This is a genomic window from Marinobacter nanhaiticus D15-8W (assembly GCF_036511935.1).
GTDB lineage: Bacteria > Pseudomonadota > Gammaproteobacteria > Pseudomonadales > Oleiphilaceae > Marinobacter_A > Marinobacter_A nanhaiticus.
On sequence record NZ_AP028878.1, the window covers coordinates 4,832,839 to 4,852,236 of the forward strand.

The window sequence follows — 19,398 nt, forward strand, 5'->3', positions numbered from 1 at the left end:
TGCCTGTGCCACCGACTCGCTTAGAGGCCGTCCATTGAAATCCATTCGCGCCACAACCACCTGGCTCACCTTCTTCGGGGTCAGCCTGCTTGGCTTCGCGCTTTGCGGGTCCACCTACTGGATTGCCCGGGAGGCCCTGCTCGAGCAGTTCGACCAGGACCTGAGCCTGGAATTCCAGAGCCTCGCAAGCGTCTCGCGGGTCTGGCCGGATGGCGACTTCTACGTTGACCTGGATTTCGACGTCGCCACCCAATATAACCACGGCGGTACTCGCCTCTTTCAGGTGTGGAACGAAACGGGAGACAAGGTCATCGACCAGTCCCCCCTGCTGGAGGAAGTAAACCAGCGGCTCTCCTACCCGCCCAAACCTCCCGGCCATGATCCCTACTTCTACAACCTCAACCTTCCGGACGGAACGCCCGCCCGAGCCGTATTCCAACGCATCGATGCCCAATGGGGCTGGGTCGAGAAACAGCCTGATCTTGTCGTAGACGATTCGGTGGAGAGGACGGCAGTACAGCTGCTGGTCGTCCGCGAACGCAAATCCCTGGACAGCGCGCTGAGCCTGCTCCAGCGCTGGAGCCTGGCGATTGCCGGCTTGCTACCTGCCTTGTGCTTCCTGGTGGTCAGGTCAACGGTTGGGCGAGGCATCCAGCCGCTGGGACAATTGGCGGGCGAGGTCGATGCGATACGCACCAGTAGCGAACAACTTTCGCCGCCCGCAACCTGGCCACGGGAAATCTCACCGGTTGTCGAGACCCTGAACGCCCTGCTGGATCGGCTGGAGCAGCACTTGAAGCGGGAGCGCCGGTTCACCGCCGATGTGGCCCACGAACTCAGGACTCCCCTGGCCGAGTTACGTACCGCGACAGATATCGCCCTGTACATTCGAGCGGCTCAACTTCCGGACAGTACGTGGGACGATATCGACGCCCAGCGCGCCGAGCGCCTGCTCAACGCCGTTAAGCAGGCCAACCAGCTATCCCACTCCATGGCGGATCTGGTCAACGCCATGCTACTGCTGGCCCGCTTCCAGTCAGGGCAAAGCGTGCCAGAAAGAAAACCGGTAAGAGTGGACAGGCTCGTCGCACAGCACATCGAAAGCCTCCGCACCCGCGCCGAACAACGCAGTCTCCGACTGGACACCACGATACCTGAAGAGATCACGACCGAGACCGACCAGGGGCTGCTCACGATTATCCTGGCTAACCTGATCGGCAACGCAGTGGCGCATGCGCCACCGTATTCGAGTGTCGCGCTTTGCCTGAGGCCTGCGGGGACCAGCTTTGACCTGACGCTGACCAACCCGGCGCCGTCCCTCGAGCAGGCGGACCTGGCCCAACTCTTCGAACCGTTCTGGCGTAAAGGCGCATCGCGCTCCGAACGCGACCACTATGGACTCGGACTCGCCATTACACGGGAAGCCTGCCTGAGCCTCGACCTGTCACTGAAAGCGGACCTGGATAACAGGCACACGCTTACCATCACGCTGTCATCGGGATAAGGCCTTCGGCGCGCGGCGATCTCGCTCGATCTCCTTTGCAAGGCGGCCATCGACCTTCGGCCGTTACAAGTCGTCTTCCAATCACGACCGGCCAAACCCTACGCTGACACTCCCTGCTGTTTGAACGCCTTTCTACTTCGCTTTCCAAATAGTTATACTTTTAAATTATCAAAATATGTTTATAGATAACTTTTTCTTTTAACTCGGTTGTCATATTCCTCGTGCAAGCTCGCCTCCAGATTGGAGCGCTCGGTTCTCGCTTTCGGACCACCAAAGGCTTCGCCTGGTACGTCAAAGCCACTCGCTATGCATCGGCTCCAGTCCCCGCCCATCCCGACACGCTTTTGAGCGTTCTTAAAAAGGAACGAAGATGTTGCCCTGTAAAGCGAAACTCTGGAACGTCACCGTGATCGCCCTGGCGGTGTCATTGTCAGCCTGTAACAGCGATAGTCACCATGACGACGCCAGCGCCGAACCGAGCCTTCCGCAAGGCCTGGGTTACAGCCAATCGATCGGCGAACCGCAGCTTGGTGCGGGCGAACAGGCCGTTGTAGATAGCTACCTCGCCGAAACGAATAACAACAATTACGCCATCGCCTACAGTCCAACCTACGCCCCCATGCTTCAGATCCTGAAGGGGTTCGACAAGATCTACACACTGGGGGACGACACATGGTCAACCTACGGCTCCGAGAACCTGGAGGCCAATAGCTCGGAAGGCACGTTCAGCTACACCGGCGTCAATGGCGGGGCCACTAAAAAGACCAATGAGGTGCTGAGCACGGTCACCTTCGAAAACGCTCGAATCCTCGACATGAAGATCTGGAAGGAAAACTTCGATTACGTCAAAACGTTGACCCGCCAGGGGCAGGATACGCCAGACACCATCCGCGCCGAGGCGGATATCCAGCGCTTCGCCTACCTGGACGACCAGCGGGAAAAAGGCTACAGCATCACTTCCGGCCTGGGGCCACTGGCCAGCGCCTACCGTAAGGGCGCCAATGCGGTCACCACGTTGTCGAGGGACAGCGACAACGTGAACCAGATTATGTACGACCCAGCCTCAGGCACCTCGACCTCCTTTTCGATCATGGACGAGAGCCGGCTGATCAACACCATCAGCGACGGTGGTTCAGGGGGAACAAACTACGGCCAAACGGGTCACGACCTCGATGCCGTGGTCTCCCTGCTGCACGTCATCGCCGGTTACGGCGCATCCACGGAAGCCCCCAAGTACCACTTCCAGTCTCCCCGCCCCTGGCGTATCGAAGCCGACGATTACTCCGTGGCCTCATTCAATGGACAGGACAAGAGCAACCTGCAGGAACATACCTGCTACAACCCCGACGGCAGCACCCAAACCAAGTACTACGAAAACCCCGTCAACCCCCTGGTCGAGCCCATTACCGGCCTCAAGTGCGTGCGCCGGGCCACCTACACCGACAACGGCGACGGTACCTACTCAGGCGATTTCGATGGCACCGGCACTTGGGTCTCCAGCCGAGCCAAGGATGGCGCCTTCCCCAGCGGCCATACCACTGAAGCTTATGACCGGGGCCTGGGCATGGCCTATGCCATGCCGCAGCGATTCGCGGAGATGGTTGCGCGGGCGGCAGAGCTTGGGCACAACCGGATCGTCGCAGGCATGCACTCCCCTCTGGACGTCATCGGTGGGCGCATTATGGCTGAAGCCGTAACCGCAGCAGCGATCTACGACCCGGAAAATCGTGAGGGCGCCGACGCGGCCGTTTCGCAAGCTGAGGCCTACTTGTCCGAGCAGGCTAAAGCGGCGGGTTACGACTCCGTCTACGCGTGGGCCCAAAGCGATTTCGACGCCGAATCCCACGACGCGATGAAAGCACGCTACAGGGCATTCCTGACCTACGGCTTAAGCAAGCTCGACGAACCCGCCAGGGAGCCTGAAGTCCCCAAGGGTGCCGAAATATTGCTGAAGTCCCGCTTCCCGTATCTTGACGGGCAACAGCGCCGGGCCGTCCTTGCGACAACCGAGATCGCATCGAATTATCCCGTCATCTCTGAATCCCATGGCTGGGGACGACTTGATCTGGTCGCCGCCGCCGACGGCTATAGTGCATTCGACGGCGATGTCGACATCTATATGGATGGGCTCGACAACGACGGCTTCAACGCGAACGATTACTGGCGGAACGACATTTCCGGCAAGGGCCGTTTACGCAAGGACGGCACCGGTACACTGCACCTGACGGGCGACAACACCTACACCGGCGGAACATTGCTGGTCGGTGGCACCCTGGTGGCTGGCTCTTCGACGGCCTTCGGTGACCATACCCTGTACCAGGAGGGAGGCACCGTCGACGTATCTATCGAGGACAAGGGCTCAAAAGGCGCGCTGACCGTATCTGACTACGTACAGAAAGCGGGAACGCTATCGCTGGATCTTGGCAGGGGTGCACAAGTGCAGGCGGCAGGCAGCGTCTTCCTCAATGGCGGCGCGCTGAAACTGACCGTTCCGAGACTGTCCGGTGAAACCCGCTACACCGTTATCGCTGCTGATCATGTCGAAGGCGAATTCGGCACCGCAGCTGCTACGGACAACGAGGGAAGAGCCTACGCCGTGTCATTGCAATACGACGACAATAAGATTGTCGCGACACTCAACCCCTGATTGTTCGACGGGCACGATGGCCCCTATCCACTGGGGCCATCGCGTTGAGAAGAGACATCAGGACATGTCTGACGAAGGGGGCTACCGGCACCGCTTACCAAAAGATGGCTTCATAGTGATAAACACCCGCATCCCCACCAACGTTTTACCTTAATAATCCCTCCGCCTGGTCGCGCTAGGAAAAGACCGATCAGCACACGATATGACGTGAGACCTCAAACGTGCGTTTTCGCTTGCTGAGAGGTACTCGCGAGATCCCCACTTAGTGCGGGTTCAGGTCTTGCCTGTTGCCCGAGCGCTACGATGTGCTCTCCGAGCGAATCAATTGCTGGCGACCATGTGTATCCCAAGACCAACAAGACAGGCGCCGACGACCTTATCAAGTAAACGCCCGAATGACTTTAAGCGACGCTGCATTCCCTGGGTCGCCACCAGCCGGCTGAGTAACGAAAACCAAGCGACATGCGCCAGCGCAATGAACAGCCCGTATCCCACCTGCACTGACACCGCCGTGTTCGACGAAACCACTTGGCTGAAAAGCGCGACGACAAACAGCATCGCCTTGGGATTTAAAGCGTTGCAAAGCACGCCTTGCCAAAGCAACCAGGTGTCACTCGACCGTCGCGGCTGATCGGCGGGGCTGGAATTAGCCTTTTGGCACGAAGGCAAGAGCGCGCCAATCCCCAGCCAGATAAGGTAGGCTGCGCCCAAATAGCGAATCACCTCCACCAACCAGGCGTGCTGTGCCATTAGCAAGCCGAAACCCAGCAAGGTGTAACTCACGTGCACCGCGATTCCAAGCCCGATCCCCACCGCACCGAGATATCCAGCCCGAGGGCCGCGCGTAAGACACTGGCGCACTACGAAAGCGAAATCCGGCCCCGGGCTCATAACCGCGAGCAGGGTAACGGTTGCAACCGCAACCAACTCAACCGACACAGATGACATGTCAGACTTCCCCCCCTCATATTGAAAAGGAGCATTGTGAGAGATCGGGGAATAGCGCAGAATCGAAACTTTCTAACCTGAACTGTGAGGCAAACTCACCGATGAGCGACCGACGCCGACTTCTACCCGGTCTGCCCGCTTTCGAGGCCGCCGCGCGTCTGAATAACTTCACACGAGCAGCGGAGGAGTTGCACCTAACCCACGGCGCCATCAGCCGAGCCATAGCGCAGTTGGAGGAACACCTCGGTACGACACTGTTCGTACGTCACGCCAGACGGGTGAGCTTGACGCCTGCCGGTTACCGGCTCATGGAGGCCACGCGCAATGCCTTTGCCGAGTTGGATCGCGCGGTAGAAGAGACCAGCGGAAACGGCAGCCTCGACCAAGTGCTACATATTTCCTGTGAACCGTCGCTGTCCATGCGCTGGCTGATGCCGCGTCTGGGTCGTCTGCGGCAGAGTCACCCCGAGCTGCAGATAGAACTAAGTACCGCCGGCGGCCCCATCGACCTGGACGCAACCGGCTGCGATCTGGCTATCCGCCGACTCGACTTTGCGACGCCTAAAGATGCAGCAATCGAAATGCTGTGCCCGGAACTGGCCGGACCGGTGTGCCATCCGGAGTGCTGGAACGGCGTACTCGGCCAGGATCTGAGCCGGGCCCGTTGGCTGCATACCCGAACCCGTCCATCCGCTTGGAGCGATTGGTGCACAGCGGCCAATAAACCCTACTGCCCCGCCGGCGAGCAAAGCTTCGACCACTTCTATTTCACCCTGCAGGCCGCCCTGGACCAACTGGGTACCGCCATTGGCCCTTTGCCGTTGGTGTACGATGACCTCCAAGCTGGCCGACTGATCGCGCCTTTAGGCATGTCGCAGACCGGCGTGGACTACGTACTGCTGACGCCACGACGTCAAGACCAAGTCGGGCAGACACGACGCATAATGGATTGGCTCAGCACCCAAGCGTCACCGCTAGAGCAATTCGATACCGTCTAGAGTCTTTCCGGCTAAACAAGCCACTAATATTCGTGATGCTGATTAAATTTGAACGTTTGCTCTGAAGATCATGTAGCCAGCCTCTCACAACGCCGATGGCAATGGGCACCGGCGAATTTGCCGTCCAGTTGACCACATTGCTAAGCATTGATCTGCAGAGCAAAGCCGGCTTCATCTCTAACACCTACTCGGTTGCCGTCGGGATCGCTGATATTGATAGTTCTACCCCAAGCATTCTTGGTAATGACAGCGTCGATGCCCCAGGCCCTAATTTTTGCCAAGGCCTCCGCCATGTCTTCAACGTTGAAACGAAGCTTGAAGCTACCCTCTTCAGGTGACTTGATGCCGCTCTTCGCTTTACCTCCTTGCTCAATCATCAAGTAGCCGTCTCCGTATTCAAGGCAGGTGAGTCTAAATCCATCCTCGTCCCGCTTGAATAACTCTCGCAACCCGAAGAGATCCCGATAGAACGCTACGCATTCGTCAAAATTTTCGGAGTTCAGAATGATTCCGTAGCGGGCTATATTCGCGTGCATGAACTTTCCTTGTGCTTAACGACTGAGTTAAACCGCGACCAGAACGCTAACGGCGTGCCCAAGAGCATGGGCGATGACTGCTGCCTCAAGCCCGTAGCGCCAGTACAGGACACCGAACAAGATTCCGGGGACAGTATTGCCGCCAATAACATAGGCGACGACTGAAGGATTGAGACTTGCACCCATTGCCGCTGCGGCTGGTAGGTGCAGGAGACCGAATAGAAGGGCGGCGACAACGATTGCACCCACGACGCAGGACGTACGTGGAGGACCAACCCGCTTTTGGATGAAGCGCCACGGCAGCCAGACTAGCGCGGTCATGAGCCCCCAGCGCATGAGTACTTCTTCCGTAATGCCTCCGTAGAGTAGCTTCACGGCAACAGGGATACCCATAGTTTGACCAAGCGTGAGAAGCTCGGGAGGGGCTACACGCCCATAAAGTACAAGCAGGCCGCCAACGAAGACCCCCGCAATCCCCGCAGGAACAAGCTGGCGCCTTAAAGCTGGCCAGGCTTCCGAGCCAGACAGCGCCGCCTCAATAACCGGTGCCCCCAGCCCCAAAGGCCGCGAGAGCACTACGCCGACCCAAACAGCCAACGCAAGCAGGGCACCGCTCTGTGCCACGCTTGCAGCAACCGCAACGCCAAGCGGAACGGATTGCGGCGCCGTTGCCAGAAGCTTCGGAATAACTGTCAGTGAGAGGACAACAACGAGGCTGTAGAAAAACCCAATTCTGAGTCGTTTCCACCCGCTGTTTCAGTTGTTCTTTTGTTTACCCGCCATTGGCGGATGCGTTGTTTTATTTCCGACAATAGCCGCGCACTCCAAGTTTTTTGCCGCTTAGTCAGCTATAGCGCATTCAGCGGCGCTATAGCATGGCTCTCCCACCTGCCCTTCGGTCAGGCTGCCAACTGCCCGTAATTGGCCAACTTCTCAATATTATGAACCAGACAGTAAAGCTGCCACTGGCCTTGCACTTTCCGTTTACCCCGCAGACTGAAGCGGTTCAGCCGTTTGGTGGTGCCGATATTGCCGAACACCGGCTCCACCACCGACATTCGATGGCTGTAAATTTCTTTGCCTTGGGGGCTATCCACCCGGTGCTTCATCCAGTCGGTGTAGTTCGGTCGGCGCTGGGTCTCGATGGTGAACGAGACCTGTCTTCCTTTGCCTTTCCGATCGTTGGCCGCCTCCGGGTTCTGCATGCAGCGGTGCTTCTTCGGGCAGTGTCGGCACTGCAGTAAACGGCCCTGGAAGTAGGTTCGGCGCTGGCCGTTCTGATCGACCTTGGTTCCGTGGTATTGGAGGGATTCGCCGGCGGGACAGATACAGGTGAGGTCCACCGGGTCGAACTGGAATTCGCTCGCGGGGATGGTCTTCTTCCACCCTGTGGCCGGTCGGTCTTGATGGCGCTTGCCGTACTTGGCTTTCTGGTGCTGGAACTTCGGGTCCCGGCTGCGGAACTGGTTGTCCGGGATATAGCCGTTGATCTGACGCTCATGCAGGTACTGCATATTGGCTTCGTTGGCGAAGCCGGTATCGGCGGTGATGACCGTACCGTGTTGATAGATGCTGTCGGCAATACCCAGCTTCTTATAGCGAGCTTCGACGGTTTCCAGGACCGGTTGCAGCGTGTGATGCTCCTGGCCTTCGCCGAAGGCCTGGGCGTCGATGATGACCTGGTGTTTCTTATCCACCGTGGCGACACCATTGTAGCCCTGGATCGTGCCCTTGCCCGTGGTCATCTTGGCACTCTCCTTATCGGTCAGGTTGCTCTTCACTTCCTTGTTCCGCTTCCCCCGGCCCCTCCGTGGGCGGTTCGTCTTTAGGAAGCGGTCCACTTTGGTCATGGCCTCATCCAGCGAGAGAATGGTTTTGGCCCGGCGGATATCCCGGTCCAGTTCGGCTTCGGTCTCCGCTTCGTCCCGCGCGTAGTGTTCACGCAGGTGGTGGCGGATCAGGCGCCGCAGCTTCTCCCGCTTCTCGCCGAGCTCCTTGAAGGTGCCGGACCACTCCTTGCTGGCGTTGGAGGACATCTTGCAACCGTCGATGGCAAAGAGTTCGTTGCCCAACAGGCCCTGCTCGTGACACACCAGCAGCACTTGCTCGAACAAATCCTCGATCTCATCGGCATGGCCGCTGACGAACTTTGCCAGTGTGGTGAAGTGCGGCACCGTATCGCAGGACAGTGCCTTGAAGATGATGTTGGTCTCGCAGCACCACTGCATCTCGCGGCTGGAGGTGATGCCCTTGGAGTAGGCGAACAGGATGATCTTCAGCAGGATGGCGGGATCGTAGGCCAGCCGACCGGTGTCTTCGTTGCGGTACTTGGGGTGAAACACCGATAGGTCCAGCCTGTGTTCGATCAGGTAGTGGATCGCATGTTCGAAGGTGCCGGGCTGGAGCTGATCCTGGTAGTTGATAACGACCATCGCGTCCTGGTCGTAGTTGTAGTGCTTGAAGCGGGGCATGAAAGACGGTCCTTGTCGGCCAGCGATGACTCGATGCTACCAAAGCACGAGCGGCGATTCCGGGACTTTTTCTACAGCCTCAACGCCGGTCATTGCGGCGAGCCACAGCGTTGCGCCTAGGCGAAGGTTGTGATTTTTGAGCACTCCATACCCCATGAAACTTGCCGAGCAGTCCGACGCTCGCAATCACGCGTTTGTGGACTTTATCTACCGTTTAAGAATAATTGCTCCAAGCATTTGCTCTTACACCTTCTGCCTCACCTTTTTGCCTTAATTTTCCTGGCATTAACCTGCACTTGAAGCCGATCTGATCATATCAATATGTGGAATGCCATCTTCGTCGTACGATTCGCTTGCAGGCTCAAAACCAAGCGACTCATAAAATTTTCGCAGGTAAACCTGAGCCCCAATTTTTATACCCGTTGAGGGATATTTTTCTTCAGTAAAACGAATAGCCTCATCCATTAACGAACGACCAATTCTTAAATTTCTGAATTTTGAAACGGTCATGACCCGACCAATTGAAGGCTGCTCGTATTTAATGCCGGGATCGACAACTCGTACGTAAGCGGCTAACTGACCATCGACAGATGCAGAGAGATGCCAGGACTGCAGATCCATATCATCCGTTTCCTGGTAAGCGCACTGCTGCTCGACCACAAAAACAGCTTCCCTAGCTTTAATGATTTCGAATAATTCGAGGGACGACATATCTTCTAAGCGAGACCACCTGAAATTCAGTTTCATCAATTACCATATCCAAATAAACGCAATAAATTCGACGACCAGATATTTACTCTGACACCGTGTTCCTCGCCTTAAGCCTCACCGCTCCGAAAGCGCAAGTTGCACTCCGAGACCCGCGAATGCAGCCGCAAAGCTACGCCGTAACCACCCCTGAACAGTAGGCGACTCAATAACAGCCGATCGAAAGGCATGGGCAAGCTGTCCATAAATCACGAAGACTACGAATGTCATCGCCATGAAGATGCCACTCAAGCCCAGCAACTGGCCTATCGGAGACTGGGCACCGGGCGCAATGAACTGCGGCAGGAAGGCCAGGAAAAAGATGGTCAGCTTGGGATTGAGAATATTCAACAGGAAGGCCTTGATCACCAACGAAACGGCGCCGCCCTTGCGATTGATCTCTTGAACGGAAAAAGCACCCCGATCACGCCACGTGGCCACAGCCAGGTAGAGCAGGTAAGCAACCCCCGCATACTTGAGCAACTGGAACGCTACCGCACTCGTATGCATGATCGCCGCTAGACCGAGAACGGTGGCCAACAGGTGCGGCACGATGCCAAGCGTGCAACCAAGCGAGGCATAGAAGCTGGCCTTACGCCCATGCATCAACCCAGTGGATACGGTAAATACGACGCCTGTACCGGGAATCAGCACAACGATCAGCGAGGTTAGTAAGAATTCGGCGGTGAACATGATCGATAGTCCCTGATTTGATACTAAGACGGTAGATCGATAGTTATCGGCCTGTTGATGGGTCGATAACGCTCATCACAAATACTCGCGTTCACAAAGGACACATTATCCCTTGGCCGGGTTTGCGAACCGTATCCCTCATGAATATGGCCAAAGATATGGGCTCTCAAAGACAACTGCTCGATTCGCTCGATCAGATCGAAACACCCTACGCGTTCGATGCCCCCGTAACCCATCACGGCATCAAAGACACCCCCTGGCGGGCCATGGGTAATCAGAACGTCGGTGTCGCCCGGAATTTGCTGCCAGTGACGTTCGAGTTCAGGCCCTCGATCCAATTGGAACGCCCAGTTCTGAAATCGCGGCGTGTAAGGGCTGCCCCAAAACTTGACACCCTCCAGGGTAATGCCCTCCCCCTCGAGGTACGTGGCATTCGTCAGCACTTGTCTTGCGAGTTCCGGTTCTGTCTGGAAACACCAGTCATGGTTGCCTGCAATCAACAACTTGTGGGTGTGCGGCATCGACCCCAACCAGTCGTTCAGGTCTTCGAGCTCCGACAGGGCGCCCCGCCCCAGGCAGTCTCCGGCGTGCACCAGGACATCACCTTCAGGTATGTCTGTGATCTGCCGATGCATACTGTGTGTGTCTGAGATGCTTACGATGCGCATGGTGGCTGCCCTTGCCAAGGTCGGTTGGACTGTCCCTTCTGCCCGACAGAATAGCGGGTAGTTCAGCTCCTTTTTAGCGGAGGACAGACGCGAGATCTATGCATCTTTCTTCGTCGCGCCGCCTTCCAACAAACTCACTCGATTCCTGTAACCACACGTCCTCGTTCAATACAGCCATACCATTCGCCAGAGCCCGCTAGCAGCGGCGCTCGCAGACAGCTGGCTGAACCTCTAGGACTGCCGGCTCGAGGTATGCGTGTGCCCGTCACTTTCACCGGCTCGTCGATGCGCTCAAACTGATCTTCACCAGCGGGCATGTAATAGGCCAGCACATAAGCGTCGTTATCCTCTTGAAATATAAGCACGCGCCCTTTTTCCGTGGGCACGGTGCCGTCCTCGCGCTCAAAGAAGAGACCAAATGAGCGCACACCATTCGCGAAAGGTGTATCACGAAGCTCCACAGCCTTATCACGGAAAAGCTGTTCTAGCTCCGAGCCTGAGACAGTTGCGGGGAAGTCTGTGGTTGGAGAGCAACCTCCCAAAACGAGAAGGAACAGGACGAGTGTGCAGTGAAAGTTTTTCTTCATGTTTTATTTTTTGGCGTTTGAGGAATGAACCCGGAGACCTCAACAAAGGGCGGCTCTGTGCCCCATGTTTAGCGGCCGGTACTAAAATTCCGCTGGAGCTTAATCAGCTCACTCCATTCTTTATCTTCATAGAAGTTTATTTCGATTGGGTAAGCGGGATGTCCACGCAGCGTATCGTTGAAGCTAGCCATAAATCGTTCCCGGTCAGCGATATAAAACACGAACTCTTTTAGATGGTTACCTGTGGCCGTGTAGACATCGAAATAATCGCTCTCACGCCCTTCGATGGTTTCGAGCCCGTCTTCGAGCCTGATCATTGCGTCATTAATACTCGTTGGCGGCATCCCATTCCTCGTCGAGCCGTCATACTTCCAGGACACAACGGTAAGCCAAGGCATTTTTTGTCGAATGTCTGCAGCAGGAAGATCGTTCGTGTATTTGTACACGACCGGATTGCCTTGAATTCTCGCCTGGCCAATCGACCATGTCCCTTCGGCAGAAGCCATACAAGATACCCCGAGCAATATAATTAGTATTGAAAAGAAGCGCATCGTTTTTGGCCGCCAACATAGAGTGAACCGGCTATTTACATACAATGTGGGACGTCAGGGCGAGGTCCTGCCTTTCCCCTATATAACTGCCTGCCCACAGTGAAATACCCTCAGCAAAACTTGCCCGAGCTTTACTCGATCAACGCGCTCTCCGGCGCGAATGAAGACCGAACTTCCGCCTCGAAAGCTTTTCCGTTCTGCATCGCGAGCTCATCAGCCCCCAGCGTCACCAAGCCCTCATCAACCAACAGGGTCAGTTCCCGGTCATCGACCACCCAGACAATTGCTGTCTGATCGCCGGTAGCCAAGGTCACAAAGCGACTTTCGAGATCCTGATCCAACGCAATCCTGTTCATCAGCTTCAGTACTGCGCCAAGGTCATACCAGTCGCCGTAGTTCTCGGCTTCCTGCTGATAGGCCTTCCCGGCGACCAAGGCCTTTAGCAGGTAGGGCTCCTCATCCGCGTCAAAATTCGATGGCGGAATCTCGGAAAAGGCAACCTCACCAAAGTCGCTCAGCTCGGCAATATCTGCCAGCAGATCATCGTGATAGTTCGGGAACATGCCCGTTTCGACATCGAACCAGTGGATGTTGCCCCTTTCCCTCAGATAGTCAGCCGCCGTCAACGCCCGGTCCAGCCGGTTGTATTGATCGGGCTCATTGGGCAGCAGCGACCGGGACACCAGATAGCGTTCGAGACTGCCAGGCTCCGGATACTTCGCTAAAGCCATAATCAAGGCCTTGAGTTCCGAGTCACCCTTCTCGAGAACGGACCAGTCAGCCATGACCTTGGCCTCTTCGATCGCCCGAGGCCGGTCAGCCAGCGCTTTCTCGCGCAGGCAGGCTTCTACTTCACTAACATGACGCCCCTGGGCGAGGCTCCTACGCCAACCTCCGCATCTACCTTCAGCAGGCGGGCTATTCGGCAACGAAGCGAACGGATCATTCTCTGACGTGGACTTTTCGGGCAAGGCGTCGGTGCAGGCCAGGAGCGAGCAGGTCATCAAAAGAATGATGGATAGACGATGGTGTGGTCTTTTCAAGAGAGGTTCCTTTGAGTAACTCGCTTAATACTCAAGATCGGCACGACTTACACCCGGCTTTCGCTTGCCGCGAAGCGCCAGGTAAAGCAGTAAAAATAGATCTGTCCCGGTTTCTCGGATTAACCATCCCAATCGGCGAAGTGCTCCATTAAGTAATCGATTGCCTGTCGCGCGCGCAAGGGTAGGAATTTACGGTTCTGATAAACGATCCAACTGCTCGCCCCCTTGCTCCAAAAAGGCTCCAGGACAGCAACCAGGCGCCCCCGCTCAACGGCATCTTTAAAGGTACTTCCAGGCATATAGGCTACACCAAGCCCTCGCTCACAGGCGTCAACAACCACATTGGAGTTGTTGCTGCGCCATCGTCCGCTGACCTTGAGGCTCTCTTGAACCCCATCAACATTGAAAAGCCAGTAGTCGTTATTGGAGATAATGCAGCTGTGATTTTTCAGTTGCCTCGGATGATTCGGGGTCCCGTATTGCTTCAGGTACTCTGGACTTGCTACAGCCATCATTGGTCGGCTGACCAACTTACGGGCAACCAAGCTGGAATCCGTCAATTCACCATAGCGGATGGCGAAATCAATACCGTCTTCGACAAAGTTAGCCATCTGACTGTTGAAATCGACCTCAACGGTCAGTTCGGGATGATCCTTAGCGAAAGTCATCAATGCTGGGGCGATATGGTGCTCTGCAAACCCACCGGCGGCGCTAACTCTCAACGTTCCATTCAAGCGAAACTGTTGCTGGCTCACCTGCTCGTTGGCCTGCTGTAAACCGATGATCAACTCTTTGCCATGCTGATAATAAGCGGTGCCATTCTCGGTCAAACTCACCTGTCGGGTGGAGCGCGCCAGTAAAGCACAGCCCAAACGTTCTTCCAGGCGGGCCACCTGCCGGCTGACATGGCTCGTGCTGCACCCTAATTGCCTGGCCGCCGTAGAAAATCCCCCACTTTCAGCGACAGCTATAAATTCGATGATGCCTTCAAAGCTATCCACCCACGACCTCTCAATTGTTGCTGAACAGCAATAGTGTTTCCCGAAAATAGCGCATTATCACCATTAAAGAAACGCTCTACAGTAGCTCCATCGTCAATGACGTGAACCAGCGACTACAGAGGAGCGATCATGAAAAAGGTACTTATCCCCGTAACCAACCACGCCACACTGGGCGATACCGATCAGGCCAATGGCACCTATTCACCCGAACTGACACATGCCATCCATGTATTTATGGAGCATGGTGTCGATTACGACATCGCCTCTATTAAAGGTGGCAAGGCACCGATCTACGGTACAGATATCGAAGACGATGAGATAAACAATCTGATTCTGGGTAATGAAGAGTTCCAGAATCGCATCAAAAACACGATTCCAGTGTCGCAACTCAATATCGAGGATTACGACGCCGTCTTTTACCCGGGCGGATTCGGGCTGCTATCAGACTTAGCCACGAATGAGGCGTTCGCCCAGCTGAGTGCCTCGCATTACGAGAATGGCGGCATTCTGGGTGCGGTATGTCACGGTCCAGCCGGCTTTCTCCCCATTGTATTGAGCTCCGGCGACCCTTTGCTGGCGACAAAAACAGTGACGGCATTTACACGGGAAGAAGAGATCGATTACGGCACTATTGAGGACATTCCTTTCCTTCTCGAGGAGTCGCTGGCCCGTAACGCTGCGCAATATAGCAAGGTGAAGCCCTGGCAAGAGTTCGTTATTGAAGATGGTCGGATGATCACCGGCCAAAACCCAACCAGCGCTCAAGCCGTTGGCAAAGCCATCGTCAAGCAACTTGGCGTTTAAGCACTGCGGCTCCGGCCCATTGTGGGTCGGAGCTTTGTATTGCGGAGGGGTAGACAGCGTTAAAAATAAATCCGTCCCGGTTTTTGGTAAATACACCAAAACACAGCTGTCTGAATGGATAGCAGGGCATTTTCTGACCATTCGCGGATCCAGCTAGGTGCGAAAAGCACATACCACAGTAGCAGGCCGATCAGCCCTACTATCTTTATTGTACTAACTACTATATCCATTATTTAAACACATAACGGCCGCAGCAACCGCGGATTTGTAGTGGAGCCGCAAACGGAACGAAAACGCCGTCGGACTGACTGCGATTGTTAGAGCTTTCAACCACCAAAGCCAATTAGAACTCCGCCGCCAGACATTGTATTATTCGCAAAATTAGACCCACCAACTTTCAGGCTTGACTCATCTCCATATAGGTTTAGCCCAATGGGCCTGAGATCCATCTGGGTCACCACGCCTTTTTCTGGCGATTCCTGTCGCACCACAAGCACTATCTTGTTTTCTATTGTGATTTCTATACTTCCGTGCTTTTCAAGCAGCTCCACTGCAGGGTGCTTTGATACTGAAGCTTCGACTATGGAAACAAATTCCTTGGTTTCTGGATTCCTTATAGCTTGAAGCCAGATTTGTGGCTTTTCTCCACTGCCAATAACCAACGGCAATTCATCTCCAACTGCGACAATATGGCCGCCGCCTTTCATTGTGTTACTACAAATCACAAGGCTCTCATAGGGGACATAGCTTTTTGGCAAATTTTCTCGCGTAATCATTTTTCTCCCTCCTTCATCATTTGACGCATTTTGGGGGAGTTATCGAAATGGTCTTTGAGCTTTCTCATTAACTTTTTTCTATCATCGGGCAAACAGAGCCCAATAACGTATAAGATGATTGAAATGGCGATACCAACACCAAGGCCTATCCACTCTCCTTTATAGATTACTACCGATGGATTTGTTTGCTGGGATATATATTTACCGAGCAGAGTCAGCCCTATACCAATGGAGGTTAACAGAATCGAGTTCGCCCAATTGAAAGTGACAGGCTTTCCATTCTTTAGATGTTCATAGTCTCGACCGGTGAGATGGTAATCTTCCTGCCACGTCCCGATACTCATACCTGAAATCAACCCGCTGACAATCACGGGCTGATGTATTTCTTCATTGATTCTATCGTTCATGCATCAAATCCGTGATTGAGCTCTTACACTTTCGTTTAGGGGCGTCCGGTGGAGGCCTCCGGCCGGAACGAACTACAACAACTGGTTATGGTTCATCCGATCCCACTAGGCCTTCTACCATATTGTCATGCTGGATATCTTTTACCTGCATACCGAAAAAAGCGGCCAGGGGCGCGACGACGATCAAAAGAGCCAAAGCCTGTGTGCCTTCCAGAAATCCCATCAAAATAATCGAGGTAAGAGCAATCGCAGCCATGGCATAGGCAAGCGCTTTCATAAGAACCTTGTTGGCCTTCCGAACCCATTCTTTCTCAAAGATACCGTTATATCTGAATCGCCCATCTACGTGAGTTACCACTCCTGGCGTTTTTCTTAGTGCATACACAATCTTGGAACTCCTACTATCACCACAGATTGCTTCAATATCTTCAAAGTTCATCCTCAATCTGTGTAGCAGATAAAACAGCTCCCCAGCAGAGTGCTTCTTATTCTGCGCAATTGACTCATCCAGCTGAGCCAAAAGATCGGCCCTAGCTTTCTTGCTCTGAGACATTTTGAACTGATAGACAGCTACAGCTCCCATAATGGAAGCGATACCTGCTAATACATTGAAGATATTAAAGCTTTCCAAATCCACTCCTTTAGACCATAACAGTTGTATATGAGCCCCCAAGACCGATACCCCGGCGACCGATATCTCATTCCCAAATTTAGCTTCAAACTAGCCCCAGAGCCTCAGCACGTCAACGTTTGCGACATAAAGAACGCAGCGCCACGAAAAGGCCATGCAGCACCCCACACAGCCTTCCTTCTTCACAACAATGTCACTAGTTCCAGCACCTACCCCTCGGCCGTCCCCACAACCTCAGCCGTAGCCACCAACTCATCCACCAAAACCTCCAGCCGCTGCTGCCAGCTCTCTTCTTTAAATGCCCCGCTCTCATCAAATGCGTTATTCGCCTGAGGCACCGCCAGCTGCGTCGGAATCACATGCACCCCAATATTCCCGAGCATCATCCTTAGTGGCACCAGTCCACGCATGCCGCCAAAGCCACCCGGCGATGCCGCCAGCAGCCCAGCCACTTTGCCTTTGAACGCCACGAGGCCAGGTTCGTCCTGGGTTTCCGGTCGACTGATCCAGTGGAGCGCGTTAATCAGCAACGGACTGATGGTGCTGTTGTATTCCGGGGAGGCCAGGCAGAAGCCGTGGTGGGTGCGGAATTGTTGCTTCAGTTTTTTGGCCGCTTCGGGCAGGCCTTTTTCCTTTTCGAGGTCGCCGTTGTAGAGGGGCATATCGTAGTCGGCGAGGTTGATGAGGGTAACGGTGACGTCGCCACGTTGCTCGGCGGTGTGGGCGGCGCGCTCCGCCAATTGGGCGTTAAAGGACCCGGTGCGGGTGCTTCCGGCGATAAAGAGAATTCTGAGAGAACCAGACATGATGTTACCTCCTGCGTGTGTAAGCCCTTACTTGAGCAGTGAAATCGGGTTTATTGGCACTGTCTATGATTACGATAGAGTTGCAAGAACGACCACCGGGATGTGACTTTAAATGGCTAATTTATATACTAAGAGGTGCATTTTTGATCCAGGTGACTAACACTGACTAACGATTAAGGATTGCACTTTATGGTGAAAGTGCATGGTGACTAGACTGGTTGAGTGATTCTAGAGTTCAGGGAGAGCACTATGGCTTATCAGGACACCCGTTCCCGGGACGAGGCCGCAGAAACACCCCTCTCGGGTTCACGACAGGGCAATGCCCTTTCCATTCCTCTTGCCCAGTATGAGACCCGCCGTTCGCCCTACATCTGGGAACGCAAGTTACTGCAGAAACTGTTAAAGCTTGCCGGCGGCCCACCTGTGCAGTTTGAACTCTGGGATGACACGCTGATCCGGCTCGATGGGACGTCGCCCCGATTCACTCTGGGTCTGACCGATCCGAAAGCCCTCTACCAACTCCTTGGCAATCCCAACCTCGCCTTCGGCGATCTCTACAGTACGGGTCGCCTTCAAGTCGAGGGAGACCTGGCCGAACTCCTCACCCTGCTCTACCGCTCACTTAACCGCGCCCGTAAGGAATGGCCCTACTGGCTGGAGAAAGTCTGGGCCAATCACGCGCCCCGGTCCACTGGCGTCAGCGAAGCCCGGCAGAACATCAACCACCACTACGACCTGGGCAACGCCTTTTACCGCCTCTGGCTGGATAAGGCGCAGATGCAATACACCTGTGCCTACTACGAGAGCGAGGACCTGACCCTCGAACAGGCCCAGCTCGCCAAGCTTGAACACGTGTGCCGCAAGCTGCAACTTAAGCCCGGCCAGACCGTGGTGGAAGCCGGCTGCGGCTGGGGTGGTCTGGCCCGCTACATGGCGAAGAACTACGGGGTGAAGGTACACGCCTACAACATTTCCAGGGAACAGCTGGCCTACGCCCGGGAAGAGGCCAAGCGCCAGGAACTGGATCACCTGATCGACTATATCGAGGACGACTACCGCAACATCAGCGGCCAGTATGATGCCTTCGTATCCGTGGGTATGCTGGAACACGTGGGCAAGAGCCATTACGGCGATATGAGCGGGGTAATCCAGCGCTCCCTCAAACCGGAGGGTTTGGCGCTGCTACACAGTATCGGTCGCAACCGGCCCATGAAGATGAATGCCTGGATCGAGAAACGTATCTTCCCAGGCGCCTATCCCCCGAGCATCGGCGAGTTCATGGGGCTATGCGAGGATGGCGGTTTCTCGGTGCTGGATGTGGAGAACCTGCGCCTGCACTACGCGCGCACCCTGGAGCATTGGAAGGAACGGTTCGAGGCCCATGCGGACGAAGTGACGACAATGTACGACGAGCACTTCACGCGCGCCTGGCGCATGTACCTGGCCGGCTCGATCGCTGCGTTCAAGGCCAGCTCCCTGCAGCTGTTCCAGGTAGTGCTGACCCACGGCGAGAACAACCAGGTGCCGCGCAACCGCAAGCACCTGTATGAAACACCGGCTGCACCGGAGTCCGTCTGATC

20 protein-coding genes are annotated in these 19,398 nt (G+C 55.2%); 5 read left to right on the top strand and 15 right to left on the bottom strand.

Annotated features, from left to right (window positions below):
* The first annotated feature begins 34 nt into the window (after positions 1 to 34).
* Together RE428_RS21745 and RE428_RS21750 are read left to right on the top strand one after the other, a co-directional pair.
* On the top strand, positions 35 to 1,504 hold the full coding sequence (locus tag RE428_RS21745; RefSeq protein ID WP_004580058.1) for a sensor histidine kinase: 1,470 nt from the start codon (positions 35 to 37) through the stop codon (positions 1,502 to 1,504).
* A 370-nt stretch (positions 1,505 to 1,874) separates the two neighbouring features.
* The gene (locus tag RE428_RS21750) at positions 1,875 to 4,151 is read left to right on the top strand and encodes a phosphatase PAP2 family protein (protein WP_004580057.1); all 2,277 of its coding nucleotides are present in this window, start codon (positions 1,875 to 1,877) and stop codon (positions 4,149 to 4,151) included.
* Positions 4,152 to 4,472: 321 nt separating this feature from the next.
* Here the strand turns inward: RE428_RS21750 and RE428_RS21755 are convergent, their stop codons facing one another.
* Positions 4,473 to 5,099, bottom strand: a complete 627-nt coding sequence (locus RE428_RS21755) for a LysE family transporter (protein WP_004580056.1) — start codon at positions 5,097 to 5,099, stop codon at positions 4,473 to 4,475.
* Between the two features lie 101 nt (positions 5,100 to 5,200).
* Here RE428_RS21755 and RE428_RS21760 point away from each other — a divergent pair, with 101 nt between their 5' ends.
* Entirely contained in the window at positions 5,201 to 6,097 is an 897-nt protein-coding gene (locus RE428_RS21760) for a LysR substrate-binding domain-containing protein (RefSeq protein WP_004580055.1), read from the top strand.
* Between the two features lie 140 nt (positions 6,098 to 6,237).
* Here the strand turns inward: RE428_RS21760 and RE428_RS21765 are convergent, their stop codons facing one another.
* The 10 genes from RE428_RS21765 to RE428_RS21810 all read right to left on the bottom strand — a co-directional run bounded on the left by RE428_RS21765 (position 6,238) and on the right by RE428_RS21810 (position 14,394).
* On the bottom strand, positions 6,238 to 6,633 hold the full coding sequence (locus RE428_RS21765) for a VOC family protein (RefSeq protein ID WP_004580054.1): 396 nt from the start codon (positions 6,631 to 6,633) through the stop codon (positions 6,238 to 6,240).
* Between the two features lie 27 nt (positions 6,634 to 6,660).
* Positions 6,661 to 7,257 carry a CPBP family intramembrane glutamic endopeptidase gene (locus tag RE428_RS21770; RefSeq protein WP_004580053.1) on the bottom strand — a complete coding sequence of 199 codons (597 nt, stop codon included), beginning with the start codon at positions 7,255 to 7,257 and terminating at the stop codon, positions 6,661 to 6,663.
* Positions 7,258 to 7,532: 275 nt separating this feature from the next.
* A complete protein-coding gene (locus RE428_RS21775) occupies positions 7,533 to 9,104 on the bottom strand; it encodes an IS1182 family transposase (RefSeq protein ID WP_004579270.1) in 1,572 nt (523 codons plus the stop codon).
* 285 nt (positions 9,105 to 9,389) lie between these two features.
* Positions 9,390 to 9,851, bottom strand: a complete 462-nt coding sequence (locus RE428_RS21780) for a GNAT family N-acetyltransferase (RefSeq protein ID WP_040882391.1) — start codon at positions 9,849 to 9,851, stop codon at positions 9,390 to 9,392.
* A gap of 78 nt (positions 9,852 to 9,929) precedes the next feature.
* Positions 9,930 to 10,544 carry a LysE family translocator gene (locus RE428_RS21785; protein ID WP_004580051.1) on the bottom strand — a complete coding sequence of 205 codons (615 nt, stop codon included), beginning with the start codon at positions 10,542 to 10,544 and terminating at the stop codon, positions 9,930 to 9,932.
* A 23-nt stretch (positions 10,545 to 10,567) separates the two neighbouring features.
* A complete protein-coding gene (locus tag RE428_RS21790; RefSeq protein WP_004580050.1) occupies positions 10,568 to 11,212 on the bottom strand; it encodes a metallophosphatase domain-containing protein in 645 nt (214 codons plus the stop codon).
* Positions 11,213 to 11,346: 134 nt separating this feature from the next.
* A complete protein-coding gene (locus RE428_RS21795) occupies positions 11,347 to 11,799 on the bottom strand; it encodes a hypothetical protein (protein WP_004580049.1) in 453 nt (150 codons plus the stop codon).
* Positions 11,800 to 11,867: 68 nt separating this feature from the next.
* Positions 11,868 to 12,305 (bottom strand): DUF695 domain-containing protein, encoded by a 438-nt coding sequence (locus RE428_RS21800; RefSeq protein ID WP_040882389.1) that lies wholly within the window; start codon positions 12,303 to 12,305, stop codon positions 11,868 to 11,870.
* Between the two features lie 176 nt (positions 12,306 to 12,481).
* Complete coding sequence (locus tag RE428_RS21805) at positions 12,482 to 13,393, bottom strand: hypothetical protein (protein ID WP_040882387.1); 912 nt, start codon at positions 13,391 to 13,393, stop codon at positions 12,482 to 12,484.
* A 119-nt stretch (positions 13,394 to 13,512) separates the two neighbouring features.
* Positions 13,513 to 14,394 (bottom strand): LysR family transcriptional regulator, encoded by an 882-nt coding sequence (locus RE428_RS21810; RefSeq protein WP_040882385.1) that lies wholly within the window; start codon positions 14,392 to 14,394, stop codon positions 13,513 to 13,515.
* A gap of 129 nt (positions 14,395 to 14,523) precedes the next feature.
* Here RE428_RS21810 and RE428_RS21815 point away from each other — a divergent pair, with 129 nt between their 5' ends.
* Positions 14,524 to 15,198, top strand: a complete 675-nt coding sequence (locus tag RE428_RS21815; protein WP_004580045.1) for a type 1 glutamine amidotransferase domain-containing protein — start codon at positions 14,524 to 14,526, stop codon at positions 15,196 to 15,198.
* A 326-nt stretch (positions 15,199 to 15,524) separates the two neighbouring features.
* Here the strand turns inward: RE428_RS21815 and RE428_RS21820 are convergent, their stop codons facing one another.
* The 4 genes from RE428_RS21820 to RE428_RS21835 form a co-directional block, all read right to left on the bottom strand.
* The gene (locus tag RE428_RS21820) at positions 15,525 to 15,974 is read right to left on the bottom strand and encodes a hypothetical protein (protein ID WP_004580044.1); all 450 of its coding nucleotides are present in this window, start codon (positions 15,972 to 15,974) and stop codon (positions 15,525 to 15,527) included.
* Complete coding sequence (locus tag RE428_RS21825; RefSeq protein WP_004580043.1) at positions 15,971 to 16,381, bottom strand: hypothetical protein; 411 nt, start codon at positions 16,379 to 16,381, stop codon at positions 15,971 to 15,973. The genes RE428_RS21820 and RE428_RS21825 overlap by 4 nt, the downstream gene beginning before the upstream one ends.
* A gap of 85 nt (positions 16,382 to 16,466) precedes the next feature.
* Positions 16,467 to 17,012, bottom strand: coding sequence for a hypothetical protein (locus RE428_RS21830; protein WP_004580042.1), 546 nt, complete (start codon positions 17,010 to 17,012; stop codon positions 16,467 to 16,469).
* A 209-nt stretch (positions 17,013 to 17,221) separates the two neighbouring features.
* A complete protein-coding gene (locus RE428_RS21835; protein ID WP_004580041.1) occupies positions 17,222 to 17,818 on the bottom strand; it encodes an NADPH-dependent FMN reductase in 597 nt (198 codons plus the stop codon).
* A gap of 249 nt (positions 17,819 to 18,067) precedes the next feature.
* On the opposite strand from RE428_RS21835, the gene RE428_RS21840 reads away from it, so the two are divergent.
* Complete coding sequence (locus RE428_RS21840; RefSeq protein ID WP_004580040.1) at positions 18,068 to 19,396, top strand: SAM-dependent methyltransferase; 1,329 nt, start codon at positions 18,068 to 18,070, stop codon at positions 19,394 to 19,396.
* Positions 19,397 to 19,398 lie beyond the last annotated feature (2 nt).